General features: G+C 38.5%; 12 protein-coding genes. 3 read left to right on the top strand and 9 right to left on the bottom strand.

The genetic code is table 11. The annotated features are described in order from the left end of the window. The first annotated feature begins 114 nt into the window (after positions 1 to 114). Positions 115 to 1,338 carry a peptidase T gene (pepT, locus tag M1F37_RS00195; protein ID WP_247934284.1) on the top strand — a complete coding sequence of 408 codons (1,224 nt, stop codon included), beginning with the start codon at positions 115 to 117 and terminating at the stop codon, positions 1,336 to 1,338. Between the two features lie 87 nt (positions 1,339 to 1,425). On the opposite strand, the gene M1F37_RS09945 is transcribed toward pepT, so the two are convergent. The 3 genes from M1F37_RS09945 to adcAII all read right to left on the bottom strand — a co-directional run bounded on the left by M1F37_RS09945 (position 1,426) and on the right by adcAII (position 9,188). Then, the gene (locus M1F37_RS09945; protein ID WP_282184435.1) at positions 1,426 to 4,932 is read right to left on the bottom strand and encodes a pneumococcal-type histidine triad protein; all 3,507 of its coding nucleotides are present in this window, start codon (positions 4,930 to 4,932) and stop codon (positions 1,426 to 1,428) included. 211 nt (positions 4,933 to 5,143) lie between these two features. Continuing rightward, the gene (locus M1F37_RS00185) at positions 5,144 to 8,263 is read right to left on the bottom strand and encodes a pneumococcal-type histidine triad protein (protein WP_247934283.1); all 3,120 of its coding nucleotides are present in this window, start codon (positions 8,261 to 8,263) and stop codon (positions 5,144 to 5,146) included. 7 nt (positions 8,264 to 8,270) lie between these two features. Further along, entirely contained in the window at positions 8,271 to 9,188 is a 918-nt protein-coding gene (gene adcAII / locus M1F37_RS00180; protein ID WP_247934282.1) for a metal ABC transporter substrate-binding protein, read from the bottom strand. Between the two features lie 153 nt (positions 9,189 to 9,341). Here adcAII and M1F37_RS00175 point away from each other — a divergent pair, with 153 nt between their 5' ends. Further along, complete coding sequence (locus M1F37_RS00175) at positions 9,342 to 9,512, top strand: hypothetical protein (RefSeq protein WP_049515294.1); 171 nt, start codon at positions 9,342 to 9,344, stop codon at positions 9,510 to 9,512. Here the strand turns inward: M1F37_RS00175 and M1F37_RS00170 are convergent. The 5 genes from M1F37_RS00170 to M1F37_RS00150 form a co-directional block, all read right to left on the bottom strand. Next, positions 9,485 to 10,876: an APC family permease gene (locus M1F37_RS00170; protein WP_247934281.1), complete on the bottom strand. Its 1,392-nt coding sequence runs from the start codon at positions 10,874 to 10,876 to the stop codon at positions 9,485 to 9,487. The genes M1F37_RS00175 and M1F37_RS00170 overlap by 28 nt on opposite strands. 122 nt (positions 10,877 to 10,998) lie before the next feature. Then, positions 10,999 to 11,565, bottom strand: coding sequence for a thiol-disulfide oxidoreductase-associated lipoprotein SdbB (gene sdbB, locus M1F37_RS00165; RefSeq protein ID WP_033685134.1), 567 nt, complete (start codon positions 11,563 to 11,565; stop codon positions 10,999 to 11,001). Positions 11,566 to 11,576: 11 nt separating this feature from the next. Further along, entirely contained in the window at positions 11,577 to 12,284 is a 708-nt protein-coding gene (gene ccdA2 / locus M1F37_RS00160) for a cytochrome c biogenesis CcdA family protein (RefSeq protein WP_247934280.1), read from the bottom strand. A gap of 212 nt (positions 12,285 to 12,496) precedes the next feature. Next, positions 12,497 to 12,772, bottom strand: coding sequence for an HU family DNA-binding protein (locus tag M1F37_RS00155; RefSeq protein ID WP_001284640.1), 276 nt, complete (start codon positions 12,770 to 12,772; stop codon positions 12,497 to 12,499). Between the two features lie 107 nt (positions 12,773 to 12,879). Then, positions 12,880 to 13,719 carry a DegV family protein gene (locus tag M1F37_RS00150; protein ID WP_247934279.1) on the bottom strand — a complete coding sequence of 280 codons (840 nt, stop codon included), beginning with the start codon at positions 13,717 to 13,719 and terminating at the stop codon, positions 12,880 to 12,882. A gap of 141 nt (positions 13,720 to 13,860) precedes the next feature. Here M1F37_RS00150 and M1F37_RS00145 point away from each other — a divergent pair, with 141 nt between their 5' ends. Further along, positions 13,861 to 14,709, top strand: a complete 849-nt coding sequence (locus tag M1F37_RS00145; protein WP_247934277.1) for a YitT family protein — start codon at positions 13,861 to 13,863, stop codon at positions 14,707 to 14,709. A gap of 179 nt (positions 14,710 to 14,888) precedes the next feature. Here the strand turns inward: M1F37_RS00145 and M1F37_RS00140 are convergent, their stop codons facing one another. Next, complete coding sequence (locus M1F37_RS00140; RefSeq protein WP_000631543.1) at positions 14,889 to 15,749, bottom strand: methionyl aminopeptidase; 861 nt, start codon at positions 15,747 to 15,749, stop codon at positions 14,889 to 14,891. Between the last annotated feature and the right edge of the window lie 8 nt (positions 15,750 to 15,757).

Here is a 15,757-nt window from a genome sequence, read left to right as displayed (position 1 = left end):
TCATTAATTCATTGATAAGTAAACGCTAACATCGTAAATTACCCTAACTTCTGTCTTTTGTTTTTCTCTTCTTTCTATGATACAATGGAAAAAATAAATTCAAAAGGAGTTTTTATGACTTATCCAAATCTCTTAGACCGCTTCTTAACCTACGTTAAGGTCAACACGCGCTCTGATGAACACTCTACTACTACTCCAAGTACGCAGAGTCAGATTGACTTCGCGACTAATGCCCTCATTCCAGAGATGAAACGTGTTGGACTGCAAAACGTCTATTATTTGCCAAATGGTTTTGCGATCGGAACTCTTCCAGCTAACGATCCTAGTTTGACTCGTAAAATTGGCTTTATCTCCCACATGGATACAGCTGATTTTAATGCTGAAGGTGTTAACCCGCAAGTTATTGAAAACTATGATGGCGGAGTTATCGAGCTTGGAGAATCTGGTTTCAAGCTTGATCCAGCAGATTTCAAGAGCTTAGAGAAATATCATGGACAAACATTAATTACTACAGATGGAACTACCCTTCTCGGTGCAGATGACAAATCAGGTATCGCAGAAATCATGACAGCTATCGAATACTTGAACGCTCATCCTGAGATTAAACATTGTGAAATTCGTGTCGGCTTTGGTCCTGATGAAGAAATCGGTGTCGGTGCCAACAAGTTTGATACAGATGATTTCGATGTAGATTTTGCTTACACTGTTGATGGCGGTCCGCTTGGTGAACTTCAGTATGAAACCTTCTCTGCTGCGGGTGCTGAGCTCCATTTCCAAGGTCGTAATGTTCACCCAGGAACAGCCAAAGGACAAATGGTCAATGCTCTTCAGCTAGCGATTGATTTCCACAACCAACTTCCAGCTGGTGACCGACCTGAATTGACTGAAGGTTACCAAGGTTTCTACCACCTCATGGATATATCTGGTAGTGTAGAGGAAGCGCGTGCTAACTATATCATTCGTGACTTTGAAAAGGATACCTTTGAAGCACGAAAAGCTGCTATGCAAGCAATTGCTGATAAGATGAACCAAGAACTTGGTAGCGATCGTGTTACTTTAACATTGACAGATCAGTACTACAATATGAAAGAAGTCATTGAAAAAGATATGACTCCAATTACCATTGCTAAAGCGGTTATGGAAGAACTTGGTATCACACCTATTATCGAACCAATCCGAGGTGGAACAGATGGTTCTAAGATTTCCTTTATGGGAATCCCAACTCCGAATATCTTTGCGGGTGGAGAAAATATGCACGGACGTTTTGAATACGTTAGCCTTCAGACCATGGAGCGCGCTGTTGACACCATCATTGGTATCGTAGCTTATAAAGACTAAAAAAGACGAGGTAGCTTAGCTACTTCGCCTTTCTGTTTATTCTGCTGGTTTTTCTTGATTTCCAGTACTTGTTGCAGATTCTGTTGTTTACTTTTCTGAAGTTGATTCAGCAGGTTTAGAATCTCTTGTGTTGCTTGGTTTGTTTTCATCGCTGGCAGTTTCACTGTTAGATTCAGATGCCACTGGTGCTTCGGCTGCTGTAGCTGCAATTGGTTGATTCTCTGCACTTGTGCTATCAGCATTCGATTCAGCTTTTGTTGTTGGAGTCGCTTCTTCACTTGCTCTTGATTTTGACTTGATTTCTTGAGTCAAGGCTACTATTGTTTTGGCTAATTCAAGTAAAGCTTCTTTATCATTATTTTTCACATCATCATCAAGCTGATCGAATAGTTTATCAACTTTGTCAAATTCTTCATTTGAACCATTGTTATCTTCTAAGTACTTATGTAGTGAGTTGATATATCCATAGAGTTGTTTATGTAGATTAATTATTTGTGGATCTTGTTGCGCAGTCTCTTTCTCTTTTTGCAGAGTAGCTACAATACGTTTCAAGAGATCGTTAACTTGGACATTGATTTCATCCAAGTCTGCATCAGCCTTGTTAGCTGCAACTTTTAGATTTTCTACTTCTTCTGCTAAGGATTGTCTGATTCCTACTTCTTTAACTTGAGCTAAGAATTGCTCTGCTTTAGTTAAGATAGTTTCGACTTGATCTTTACTAATATGATTGACATGTTCCTCCTTCTTAAGATCAGGATAGAGTTCTTTCAGAAATTCATAAATTGCTTGCTTAGCAGATTGACTATCAACTTTTTCTTTATCTAAAGCTGTTTCATTTACTTTTGCAGAAGTTGGCTGATTTTTCAAAGCCTCTTCTACTTCTTGTTTTGTTTGATAAATGCTTGGGAAAAGCTTATTCAAATCCACAGCCTTACGGAAAGATTGTGATTGATATAAAGTCAAAGTCAAATTAGCAACTTTATTACGAAGCTCATCACTCAAACGACTATCATTTACATGCTCATAGAAGTACTTGATATATTCCACTGTTGTATCACCAGTACGATCATTAAAGTCTTGAAGAGCTTGAAGTTGTGATTCAACCGCTGCTAAACCAGCCTCATCTTTAGCCAGCTTAGCTTCTTGGAGTCGAACTAGAAGGTCTTTCTTAGGAAGTCCATAAGAGTCTGTATCCAGTGTATTAATTTTATCAATCAAGGCCTGGTATTTCTTATCTAAAGCACTTGTTTCAACTGGTTTGACACTTTCATCAATATGGATATATTGCTTATCAAAGAGATCAAGTGTCGCAAGATAACCTGCTGTAGAGTTCGTTGCCAGTTTCTTCATATTTTCAGTAAACTGACCTAAAGCTAACTCAATCTGTCTTTGTTCGATAGGCTTATCTTTGTAGATACTTCTGCTATCAGCTAGAAGTTGATCTACTTTTGCCAAGACTGCCTTCTCATCAAAAGTTCCAGGTTGATAGTTGGATTGCAGGGCTGGAATCTTGTTTTTCAAAGCCACTTCATATCCCTTAGTTTGAACCTTGATGTAGTGATTATGGTCGCCATGAGGAATCACAAAACTACCATTTTCCACTTGCAAGCTATAAGGAGACACCCCATCTCGCAAAGCAGTGGTATAGAGTTCATTTAGGAAATCAAGTTCTGGATTGCCAGTTTGTAGTGGAAGTCGAACATGTTCTTTACGAACAGCATATGGATGAATATGAGTTGGATCGTAGGCTTGGTCTGGATTTCCAAAGACAAAGAATCCGTTTGAAATTCTAATAGCTTCAAGTGGAACTCCATAGGTCTTAGAAATGTAAGCAATCTTTTCTTCATCGCTAGCATCTCTTGAGAAAGACTCTACCGTTTTAGCAAGAGGTTTTACAGGCTCTGCATCATGATGTGTTTGCAAATGGTCTTGCGCTGCCTTAATTTGGTCTGCTGTCAAGTCCTTCTTGAAGAAGTAATGATTGTGGTCACCGTGACTCATGACAAAACCTTGCTCATCCTCACTAATGACACGATTGGCATCAAAACCATGATCATTGTCTTCATCATGTTTGTGGCCATGTGTTTCTTCATCGTGATTATCATGGGCTGGACTTGGTACTGATGGCGTTTTACCTTTCAGATGATTTTGTGCAGCCTTAATTTGCTCTGCTGTCAAATCTTTCTTGAAGAAGTAATGATTGTGGTCACCATGACTCATGATAAATCCTGATTCATCTTCAGCAATAATACGATCTGCATCAAAACCGTGACCATCTTCTTCATGTTCCACGTGTGAAGTTCCTGGATTGATTGGAAGTGATGGCGAAGGTGTCGCTAAACCATTATTTGGAAGGGTCGGTTGACCAATTTGATTCGACTTAGGAATGTAATGGAAATGATCACCATGTCTTACAATATAAGCTGTAGCCGTTTCTTCAACGATATCTTTTGGATTAAAGACATAGCCATCAGATGCTGAAGAGATTGCCTTATTTGTAGTCATTGTAGATGGATTACTTGGAAGACTGCCTAGACTAGGCCTTACTACATTAGATTTTTCAGTTGTAGATACCGTAGAACCAGTTCCACCGATAGGCACCATTCTGGCAATCTTTTCTTCTAAAGGAGAGAGCTTGCTGTAAGGAATAAAGTGATAATGGTCGCCATGTGGAATCGCAACACCATTTGGTGTACGACTGATAATCTTAGCAGGGTCAAAGACCAGACCATCTGATTCACTGTAACGTTGGTCACTAGGTGAATTATAGAGTTCTTTCAATAAACTTTGGAGATTTTCAGATTTACGTTCTGACTTGCTAGTTGATTCTTTCTCTGTAGCTTGATTAGTATTGTCACTAGCTGTTGAAGAATAGCTTAACTGGCTCGGTTGCGTATTTTTACCAGCCAGATGAGCTTTAGCTGCTGCTAATTCACTAGCAGATAAATCACTTTTTGGAATATAATGATAGTGTCCTCCGTGAGGAACGATATAAGCATCACCAGTATCTTCGATTATATCAGCTGGATTAAAGACATAACCATCATCTGTTGTATAGCGTCCCTGAGACCTTGCTACAGCAACATTAGAGTTGACCTTCTCATTATCTTTGACATGTTCTTGTTTTTGACGGTTGATTTCATCTTTGGTTCGAACATTATCAGCATGAGCTGCATCTTTCAGATAGACATAATATTTTCCATCTACCTTGATGATATAACCACCCTTGACTTCATTGACAATATCTCCATCCTTAAGTTGATAGTTTGGATCCTTCATCAGAAGTTCTTCACTAAAGAGGGCATCATAAGGAACTTTCCCATTATAGTAATGATAGTGATCACCGTGTGACGTCACATAGCCCTGATCTGTAATTTTGATTACAATTTGCTCAGCCTGAATTCCTTCTTTCTGGCTAACCTGATCTGGTGTCAGGTTTTCACTTTTCTGACTGGACTGGCTACCATCCACATAAGAGACTCGATTATTGTCCTTATTTTCCTGTGAGCGATGCTGATTTAGCGCATAGGCACAAAGACTCAAGGATACGATAACAGCTGATCCAGCTGCTATATATTTTTTACTGAATTTCATAATTTCCTCATTTCAATAAATGATGAAGTTTTTTCTTAACTTCTTTTTCTCGGTTAAACAGTTTTTCATAAACTGGTTATTTAACCAATTAATTAACCAGTAAATAGTTTACCTTTTTTGAGCTTACATGTCAAGATTTTTATGTAATTTTAAAAAATAAAAGCCAGTATTGCTACTGACTCTTACATCCTATTGATTCTATAGGATAAACTTATGCTTCTGATTTCGTCGTTACTGCCTCACTACCTTTTAACAAAGCAAGTAATTTTTCCGCTTCTGCCATGATACCATTATTATCCATGGTTTGGAGGTTCAAATTATTTCGTAAACCAGCTAGGCTCTCTGTCACATTGTCTTTCAAACTAGCATCCGTTACACTATTAAGTAAAGCTTCTACTTCTTTGAGCTTAGCTTCTACTTTTTCTTTCTCTACTTGAGGGACTTCTGGCTCAGCAGGTGTTTCCTCTACTGGCTCCTCTTCATCAGTGCTTGGTTTATAAAGATTATCTGCTGAAGGGTTTAAAGCTGCGTGATTTTCTTTTTCATTGGATTCAGGACGGGTTGACTCGTCTGCTTCATGATGATCGTCCTTATCTTCATCAGATTTACCGTCTTGGTCTGCCTTATTTTTACGAACATGGTCGCTGGCATTTCCCCAACCATTATCTGAGTGAGGACGTTCGTCAGGATGTTCAACATAGTATTTCACCGTCGCAAAGAGATCCTCTAAACTATAGCCTTTGGGTGCCTCATAAAGTCCTTCGTCAAACCACCCAAATTTAATGTTATGGTAATGGTCGTAATGAGGTATAATTAAGCTACCATTTTTAACTTCAACAGTATGTTGTAGATTGTAAGGAATATGATCAAGTGGAACCTTCTTAGCTGCTTTTACTTTATTATAGATTGCTTCTACTCCTTTAACCTCAGTATTTCCTGAACCCTGATTATCTGTTGAAGGAGGCGTCAAACCTTTCTCTTTAACATAAGCCTGAGCTGCCGCTCTTTCAGCTTCAGACAAGCTCTCTTTCTTAATCCAATGACTATGGGTCATATGTGGAGTTACATAGGCATCTCCCTCATCACTGGTAATATCATGAGTATCAAAAATATAACCATCTTCTGTTGTGTACTTGCCTGCTAATTTCGCTAATTTAATTTCATCGTCTGTATATGCAATTTGAGAATTTGGTTTGCCAAGTCGCTCTGGGTGGGTGATTGGTGCTAGGAATGCCAATAAATCATCTACCAATTTTCCTTTATTAGTTGATTCATCATTCAAGCGTTCTGCTAATTTATCCAAAACTTGGAAATCAGTAGAGCGACCCTTATTTTCAGACAAGGCTTTATGAGCCTCGGCCAACAGATTATATGCTTTATCATAAAATTCTTGGTCACGAGGAGCGACATTTTCTTTCTTCGCAACTAGATTGTGTGTTTCTTGAGTTTTCTTAGACAAAAGATTTTCAATAGTGTCAATCTTATCCTTGGCCAGGTCTTTAGCAAGAACATAACGACTCACGCCCTTATCCTCCATAATATATCCGTCGCCAACTTTTCTAACAACCTGGTTGACATCAAATTCAGTCGGTTTATTTTCCGCTGGCGCTTGAGGTTTGGTAGTAGGCGCTGGCTTCAGTGGAGTGACGCTTGGCAAAACACTGCCATTTTGTCCCTTGACAGCTATCATACGAGCCAATTTTTCTTCCAAAGGTGACATTTGTGAATAAGGAATAAAGTGATAATGGTCTCCGTGAGGCACTGCGACACCGTTAGCTGTACGTTTGATGATCTGTGCTGGATCAAAGACTAGACCATCCGATTCCACATGGCGTTCTGACAAAGGTTTGGCATACAATTCACGTAAAAGTGTTGGAATGTCTTCTCCTTGGTCTTGATGATAAGTTGGAGTGACAGTTAGATTTGGAGTTTCTGATAAACTTGGTTGGACTGGTTTAGTATTATCACTACTTGGTTTACTTGAGCTTGTAGCAGAATGAGAACCCTGTTTACCATTCCAATAAGCTTGAGCGGCGGCCAATTCTCCTGCAGACAAATCACTCTTAGGAATATAGTGGAAATGATTGCCGTGCGGTACAACAAAAGCGTCACCTGTATCTTCAATCACATCTGACGGACTAAAGACATACCCATCATCCGTTGTATAGGCGCCTCCAGTTGCTCTATTCGGTGCCGGCGTATTGAGATTAAAGTTTGGTTTAATGGTTGAACTTGGTGTTGAACTTGTTTTCTCAGGGTTGCTTGGTTTCGTATTGTCAGAATGACTTTGAACTGGCTGACCTCCAATTGGGAGATTTCGAGCCAATTTTTCTTCCAAAGCAGACATTTGTGAATAAGGAATGAAATGGAAATGATCTCCGTGAGGAACTGCCACACCATTGGCAGTACGTTTTGTAATCTGTGCTGGGTCAAATACTAATCCATCAGACTCCACATGACGTTGGCTAAGTGGCAAAGCGTACAATTCTTGAAGGAGACTAGCTAAATCCTCACTTTGACTTTCAGAATCTGTTGCAGGATTTTGAGGTGTCTCAGATTGACTCGTTCTCACACTAGATCTTGTTTCAGTTCTACTTGAACGATATTCAACCGTACTTAATTGGCCACCTTTTCCAGATAAGAAGGCTTGGGCAGCAGCTAATTCACTGGCAGACAAATCACTCTTAGGAATATAGTGGAAGTGATTGCCATGAGGAACGATATAGGCATCACCCGTGTCCTCAATGATATCAGATGCGTTGAAAATATACCCATCATCCGTTGTATAACGTCCTTGGGCTCTGGCAGCAACTACCGCCTGATCGTTAGAGCCACCCCCGTGATTACTGCTATGTTCCTGTTTCTGACGTTTAATCTCTTCTTTTGTCCGAATATTGTCCGCATGAGCTGCATCCTTAAGGTAAACATAGTATTTCCCGTCTACCTTAATCACATAGCCACCCTTGATTTCATTGACGATGTCTGAATCCTTCAACTGATAATTCGGATCTTTCATTAGCAGTTCTTCACTGATGATAGCATCATAAGGAACCTTGCCATTATAGTAATGATAATGGTCTCCATGAGAGGTCACATAACCCTGGTCAGTAATCTTGATAACAATTTGTTCGGCATTGATCCCCTCTCTCTTACTGACTTCATCTGGTGTCAAGTTCTCTGCCTTTTGACCAGTCTGATCACCGTCTATATAAGCAACTCGATTAGAATCTTTCTTAACTTGACCAGCTTGGTAACGACCAAGTTCATAGGAACAAACACTTAGGGCAAGAACTGCCACTGAACCCGCTACATATTTTTTATTGATTTTCATTCTTTCCTCATTTCAATTCTTCTGCTAAAACACTCATATTTTCTTCAAGATTTTCGAGATAAGTCTTGTCATTTTGTGGATCTGCCTCTAAAGGATTCAGAGTTTTAAGACCCACACCCGTTGATTTGACAAGAGTTTCAGCTACTTTTGAAGAAGCATTACTTTCTGTAAAAATCGTTTTAACCTTATAGGTCTTAACAAATTCCTGAATTTCTGTTAGTTGTCTTGGACTTGGTTCTTGTTCAGGAGAGATACCAGCGATTCCAAGTTGATTTAATCCAAATCTCTTAGCAAGATAAGAAAAGGCTGTATGTTGTGTTACAAATGTCTTCTGACTCGCTTTTTCAAATTTAGGCTGGAATTTCTTAGTCAATTCTTGAGCTTTTTTGATAAAGGTTTGCGCATTTTTCTGATAAGTTTCTTTGTGTTCACTATCAACCTCTGAAAGTTTATCAGCGATAATTTGGGCTTCTTCTCCAGCTTTTTCAGGATCTAGCCAAGTATGAGGATCGTAAAGCGTTTTTTCATCAACTCCATCACCTGCTTCCACATCTTCTAGCCCTGGGACGCGGTCTAAAGTCATTCCCTCTGAAGCCTCTAAAACCTTCACTTTAGATTTTTTTAGATTGGGATCCAGACTTCCTGCCCAAGATTCAAGCGTATGCGAATGGTAAACAAAGACATCTGCATCATAGATGGCCGCGATGTCATTTGCCGAAGGTTCAAAGGAGTGAATTCCACTACTTGACTGAATCATTCGAACATCATTCAAGTCACCAGATACTTCCTTGACCATAGCATAGATAGGATAAAAACTAGTTACAATTTTCATCCCTTTACCTGACTGGCTTTCCTTTTGACCACAAGCACCTAAACACAAAAGAAAGATACTTAACAATACTAAAAATAAACTTTTTTTCTTCATAGATAACCCCTTAACTATTTAATTAACTGGTAAACAGTTTACTCCTAAAAATTTAATCTGTCAAGCTATTTTTAGAAAAAATTTGAAATTTCTTTCACATATAAAAATCTGCTGAGTTTCAATAACTCAACAGATTCTCACTTTATATACTCAATGAAAATCAAAGAGCAAATTAGGAAGCTAGCCGCAGGCTGCTCAAAACACTGTTTTGAGGTTGTAGATGAAACTGACGAAGTCAGTAACCATACATACGGCAAGGCGAAGCTGACGTGGTTTGAAGAGATTTTCGAAGAGTATTATTCTTCTATGGTAGAATGCTTATAACCATAAGTAAAGTAAATAATACTTCCTACTAACAATGCAACTAGGAAAGCAATCCAGGTTTCCATATTATACTGCAACATAAATGATAAACAAATGATGATTGATAAAATCGGTAATAAGGGTACCAGTGGTGTTTTAAATTCTCCTGCTTTGGGCATTCCTTTTTCTTTCCGTAATCGAATCAGACCATAAGCCAGCATGATCAAGTAGGCCAAGGTACAAATATTTAAGAAGGCTGCGATACTAGCAAGAGGGAACATTCCTGCTGCTACTGCTGAAGCTAGACCTGTCAAGATAGTAGCATTTTTTGGTACCTTGCTTGTTTTGGTCAGTTCTTTAAAGGCAGCAGGCATCAATCCGTCACGCGCTAAACTGTAAATCATACGAGATAGGGCATAAGTCATTGAGATACAAACCGTAATCAAGGTTAAGATAGCCACTAATGACACATAATTAGCTGCCCAACTAATCCCAACGCTACGAAGGGCAAAGGCAACGGCATCGTCGACATTTAGATGACTATAGTGAACCACACCAGTCAAAACAAGCGTCACCAAGGCATAAAGAATGGTTACGATAGAAAGCGATAAGACAATCCCTCTAGGAATATTTTTTTGAGGAGTCTTGACCTCATCTACAGCCATAGAGATGGATTCAAAGCCCAAAAAACCAAAGAACATCAAGGACGCACCAGCCATAATACCAGTACTGGCACCATAGATTTGTCCAAAACCATAGGGAGCAAAATTGCTCCAATTATCAAGTTTAATATGCCAAATTCCTACTAAAACAAAGAGAGCTAAAGCGGAAAATTTCAAAATCACTAGAATAGAATTAAAGCGTAAGGCTGCCTTGGTATTTAGTAAAACAAGCGAAGTAACTAGAACCAAGACAAGAATAGGCAATAAATCAACAAATGTCCCTGCTTGAGGATTAAAGGTACCATTTAAAGCCTGAGGAAGGGCTATCCCGTATTGAGAGAGCAACCCTTTAAAATAAGCTGCCCACCCCGAAGCCACGCCTGATATGGCTGTCATGAACTCCATCATGGTTAACCAACCTGCCAACCAGGCTGGGAATTCTCCTAAAATAGCATAGAGATAACTGTAGGCACCACCTGTAGCAGGTACTCGTGAAGCAAATTCTGCAAAAAAGAGAGCTGATAATCCCACACATAAGGCAGAAATGACAATTGAAATCACTAGGGCTGGACCAGCAAGTGTTGCAGCTGCAGTACCAGTAATTGTAAAGACGCCTGTCCCTACCATGGCTCCGATACCCAGCAAAATCAAATCCCATAACTTCAAATGCCTGTGCATCTCTGTTTTATCCAAACTAACATTCTTTGTTCTAAATATATTCATCTTTGACTCCAAAATAAAATGATGATTCTATTTTACCATAAATATAGGATATTTGTGAATATTTATAAAATAATTTTCTAAAAAAATCTGACTACTCTCTTGTAATCAGATTTTTATCTATTCTAGTTCATTTCTTTAAAGGCTGCTTCTGCATCCGCGTTGCTAATAACACCAAATTGTATCTTTCCAATCTTTCCTTGACTGTCAATCAGGTATTCTGTAGGAATGCTTCGAATTTGATAAGCTTGGAATGTAGTTGCTTTTGTGTCATAAAGAACTGGGATATCCTTATAACCTTGATCTTGGAACCATTGTGGGAATTGCTCGACAGTTTTTTCACCTTGAATTCCTGGTGCAATGACACTAAGAATTTCAAAATCACGATCTGGTTTCGCCGCTAATTCCATCAACTCAGGCATACTTTTCTTACATGGACCACACCATGAAGCCCAAAACTTCAAGTAGACTTTTTTACCCTTATAATCAGATAACTTAACTTCTTTACCATCCATAGATTGCAAGGTGAAGTCTGGAGCCTCTTTCCCAACAGCAATTTGTTGTACAGGCGTTTGTTGCTGCTGTTTTGGGGCTTGTTGTGGAGCTTGAGTCTTTTTAGTCTCTTCCTCACCACAGGCTATCAATACGACTAATGACAAGAGGCTTAAGCCAGCAAACATTACTTTTTTCATCTTTTTCTCCTTTATTCAAAAATTCCAGCTAGAACATTTACTTGTCCTAATAGTAATAAAATTCCCATTAAAATAATGAGTAAACCACCAATTTTCTTCAGTAGCATCATATGACGTTTAATTTTACTAAAATAAGGCATTACTACACCTGAAGCTAGAGCCAAAAGCAAGAAAGGAATTGCCATCCCCAGAGTGTAAATCAAGGTATAGATTGCACCTTGCCAAGCGCCATTTCCTCCAGAAGCCGCAAGCGCTAAAACAGAACTCAAAACAGGACCAATACAAGGCGTCCAACCAAAGCTAAAAGTAATACCGAGTAAAAAGGCTGACCAATAACGATTAGCTTCTGATTTCTTAAAAGTAAAGCTTTTTTGAACCTCTAATTTCTTAAAATGAAAAATTTCCATCTGGTGAAGGCCTAAAATGATAATAATTGTTCCCATGGTATAGCGAAACCAATTGGCATAGAGAATATTACCAAAGTAACCAGCACCAAATCCTAGAATAAAGAAAATGAGTGAAATGCCTACGATAAAGCAAAGCGTTCGAATCAAGCCGGACCACGCAACTTTTCTCCCAAACAAAGAAAAACTTTTTGCACTTTCCTGATCATCCAGCAAAATTCCAGTATAAACAGGTAACAGAGGAAAAATGCAAGGGGAAAAGAAGGACAAGATCCCTGCTAAAAAAACGGAGATTGAAAATACTATCGTTTCCAATAAAAAACCAACTTTCTTAATAATTCTAATCCTATTTTACTATAATCAATTTCATTTGTATGATTTCTGCTACGTAATTTGAATTAGTCTGTACTTGAAAGATTTTCCGGTACTAGTTCATTCAGATTCTGGCCCTTTTTTGCCCCCTATACACAAAAAAAGCCTACTGCCCAAGCTAGAAAGCTTGATACAATAGGCTTTTGGAAGGTTGATTATTTAACAGCGTCTTTAAGAGCTTTACCAGCTTTGAATGCTGGAACTTTAGAAGCTGCAATTTTGATTTCTTTACCAGTTTGTGGGTTGCGACCTTTACGTGCAGCACGCTCACGAACTTCAAAGTTACCAAAACCAATCAATTGAACTTTTTCACCAGCTGCAAGGTACTCAGTTACTGCTGCGAATACAGCTTCAACTGCTGCTGCTGAGTCTTTCTTAGTCAATTCTGTAGCTTCTGCTACTTTAGCGATCAAATCTTGTTTGTTTGCCATGTTAATGATTCCTCCAATTTTATTTCTAATTAACAAATATAATCATATCCTAAAATCCCTTTTAGGTCAAGTTAAAAACGCTATTTCTTCCCATTTTCTTTATTTTTTTAGGAATGGTAACGTACTAAAATAGCCCAAGCATTCTCACCCGTGTGAGTTTGAATAATAGAGCCTGTTTCCAAAACTGAAATAGGCTTTTCAACATAAGCTTGTAATCTTTCTTTCATCTCTTTTGCCCAATCAGCACTACCAGAATATGAAATTCCAATCTCTGCTACAGAACGTTCAGAGAGTGATGTTATCAACTCATCTAACCATTTTTTAAAAGTTTTAGCTCCACGACCTTTAACGATTGGCTGCAATTCATGATCTTTCATCTGCATGACAACACGTATATTGAGAAGGGAGCTTAACAATCCAGTTACACGGCCGATACGGCCACCTTTTACTAAATTTTCCAAAGTTGAAACGCCAATATAGAGTTCTGTGTGGTTTTTAACCTCTTCTACATGAGATAAGATTTCCTCCAACTCTTTGCCTTCTTGCGCTAATTTTGCAGCCTCAACAACTTGGAATTTCAAGGCTTGGTCAGTGAAGGAACTATCAATAACTGTCACATCGGCAGTAGATAAGCTAGCACCTTGACGTGCCGCTTCTACAGTACCAGAAAGGGCATGAGACATATGAATAGCAAGAATCTGGCTACCATCTTTGCATAGGTCTTCAAAAACTTCAGCAAAGACACCTACAGGTGGCTGACTTGTTTTCGGAAGATTTTTACTTGCTTGCATCAACTGAAGAAATTTACCTTCTTCTTTCAAATCCGCATCAGAATAAACAACATTATCAATCATTACAGATAACGGAACAACAGTGATATCTAATTGCTTTACTAGTTCTGGTTCAATAGTAACAGATGAATCGGTTACAATCTTAATTTTAGTCATAGTATCAATCTTTCTATTTTAGGATTCAGATTGGTTTTCTTACTTTTAATTATATCAAAAAAAGATTAAAAATCCTAATGGAGTCATTCAAATTTTCCCTAAAAATTTGATATAATCTACTTATAAGAAAAGAGGTGTCCTATGATTAAAAAAATTTATCCCATTTTAACCATTTTACTAGGTGCTGCTATTTATGCTTTTGGTCTGACTTATTTTGTAGTTCCTCATCATCTCTTTGAAGGAGGTGCGACAGGTATTACCCTTATCACTTTTTATCTTTTTAAAATCCCTGTTTCTCTCATGAATCTGCTGATTAACATTCCCCTTTTCATTCTAGCTTGGAAAATCTTTGGAGCTAAATCCCTCTATTCTAGTTTACTAGGAACCTTAGCTTTGTCCGCTTGGTTGGCTGTTTTTGAGCGTATTCCCCTTCATATTGATCTTCAAGGTGATTTACTAATCACTGCCCTTATAGCTGGGATTCTATTGGGAATTGGTCTTGGAATTATCTTTAATGCTGGTGGTACAACTGGTGGAACTGATATTCTAGCTCGTATTCTCAACAAATATACACATATATCCATGGGAAAGTTGCTCTTTATCTTAGATTTTTGTATTCTCATGCTTATTCTCTTAATCTTCAAAGATTTGAGATTGGTTACCTACACGCTCTTGTTTGATTTTATCGTTTCTCGTGTTATTGATTTGATTGGCGAAGGTGGCTATGCAGGTAAAGGATTTATGATTATCACAAAGCGTCCTGATCAACTTGCTAAGGCGATTAATGATGACCTAGGAAGAGGTGTTACTTTTATATCAGGACAAGGCTACTATAGTCAAAAAGATTTGAAAATCATCTACTGCATTGTCGGACGAAATGAAATTGTGAAAATGAAGGAAATGATTCATCGAATCGATCCTCAAGCCTTTATAACTATTACAGAAGCCCATGAAATCCTTGGAGAAGGATTCACCTTTGAAAAAGAATAAAAGACCTCAAAAGTTAGGCTCAATAATATTGGTAGTGGGTAAATCCCCTATGGATATTATTGAGCCTATTTTGTTGTCTTCAAAAGTCTGAAAACATCAAAATAATGCATCTATTTAATATAAAAAGATCTACTGGATTTTTTATCAAAATAAACATCCAGTAGCCTTTTTACTTTTTATTAATAAGTCCCTTCTTCACCTTGACTAGTCAAGATAACAGGTCCATCTTTCGTAATGACAAATTGGTGCTCATACTGACATGACAATCCACCGTCAATGGTCTTATGCGCCCACCCTGTTTTCATATCTGTATCAATTTCCCAGTCACCTGTATTGATCATCGGTTCAATGGTCAAGACCATTCCTTCACGGAGACGAAGCCCACGACCAGCAATACCATAGTTAGGAACCATTGGTTCTTCGTGCATGGTTGGGCCAACACCATGACCAACCAAATCACGCACTACACCGTAACCACGACTTTCAGCGTATTCTTGAATCGCTGCTCCAATATCACCGATACGGTTTCCAACAACAGCTTGTTCAATCCCCTTGTACATAGCTTCTTTAGTTACATCCATCAAGTTTTTCACTTCTTCGGACGGTGTACCAACAGCATATGCCCAACATGAGTCTGCTAGGCCACCAGAGTAACTCTGAGTGTATTTTTTCATTTGCTCAACATTGTTGAAGTTTAATTTTGAGACATTCAGGTCAGATTTAGCAATTGGGCCTCCCAAAACCATATCTACTTTGAGCAAATCACCATCTTTCAAGATATAGTGACGAGGGAAAGCGTGAGCTACTTCATCGTTAAGAGAGCAACAGGTAGCATAAGGATAGTCCATCATGGCACCGTCAACCCCAATCTGAAGCGGAAGGAAGTTTTCTTCTTTACAACGACGGCGGACATACTCTTCAACTTCCCACATATCTACGCCAGGCTTAATCAAATCACGTAAGCCAATATGAATACTTGCTAGAAAATCACCAGCCTTATCCATAGCTTCGATTTCACGAGCTGATTTTAATGTTATCATTTTTTCTC

Origin of the sequence: Streptococcus mitis (genome assembly GCF_023109105.1) — a bacterium.
Classification (GTDB): Bacteria; Bacillota; Bacilli; order Lactobacillales; family Streptococcaceae; genus Streptococcus; species Streptococcus mitis_BW.
Note: the sequence above shows the minus strand (reverse complement) of the source record. Positions and strands in the feature narration are given on the sequence as shown.

Bases quoted from the DNA above. Each gene is read 5' to 3' on its own strand.
- pepT (WP_247934284.1), top strand. From the start codon at position 115: ATGACTTATCCAAATCTCTTAGACCGCTTCTTAACCTACGTTAAGGTC.
- M1F37_RS09945 (WP_282184435.1), bottom strand. From the start codon at position 4,932: ATGAAATTCAGTAAAAAATATATAGCAGCTGGATCAGCTGTTATCGTA.
- M1F37_RS00185 (WP_247934283.1), bottom strand. From the start codon at position 8,263: ATGAAAATCAATAAAAAATATGTAGCGGGTTCAGTGGCAGTTCTTGCC.
- adcAII (WP_247934282.1), bottom strand. From the start codon at position 9,188: ATGAAGAAAAAAAGTTTATTTTTAGTATTGTTAAGTATCTTTCTTTTG.
- M1F37_RS00175 (WP_049515294.1), top strand. From the start codon at position 9,342: ATGAAAATCAAAGAGCAAATTAGGAAGCTAGCCGCAGGCTGCTCAAAA.
- M1F37_RS00170 (WP_247934281.1), bottom strand. From the start codon at position 10,876: ATGAATATATTTAGAACAAAGAATGTTAGTTTGGATAAAACAGAGATG.
- sdbB (WP_033685134.1), bottom strand. From the start codon at position 11,565: ATGAAAAAAGTAATGTTTGCTGGCTTAAGCCTCTTGTCATTAGTCGTA.
- M1F37_RS00155 (WP_001284640.1), bottom strand. From the start codon at position 12,772: ATGGCAAACAAACAAGATTTGATCGCTAAAGTAGCAGAAGCTACAGAA.
- M1F37_RS00150 (WP_247934279.1), bottom strand. From the start codon at position 13,719: ATGACTAAAATTAAGATTGTAACCGATTCATCTGTTACTATTGAACCA.
- M1F37_RS00145 (WP_247934277.1), top strand. From the start codon at position 13,861: ATGATTAAAAAAATTTATCCCATTTTAACCATTTTACTAGGTGCTGCT.
- M1F37_RS00140 (WP_000631543.1), bottom strand. From the start codon at position 15,749: ATGATAACATTAAAATCAGCTCGTGAAATCGAAGCTATGGATAAGGCT.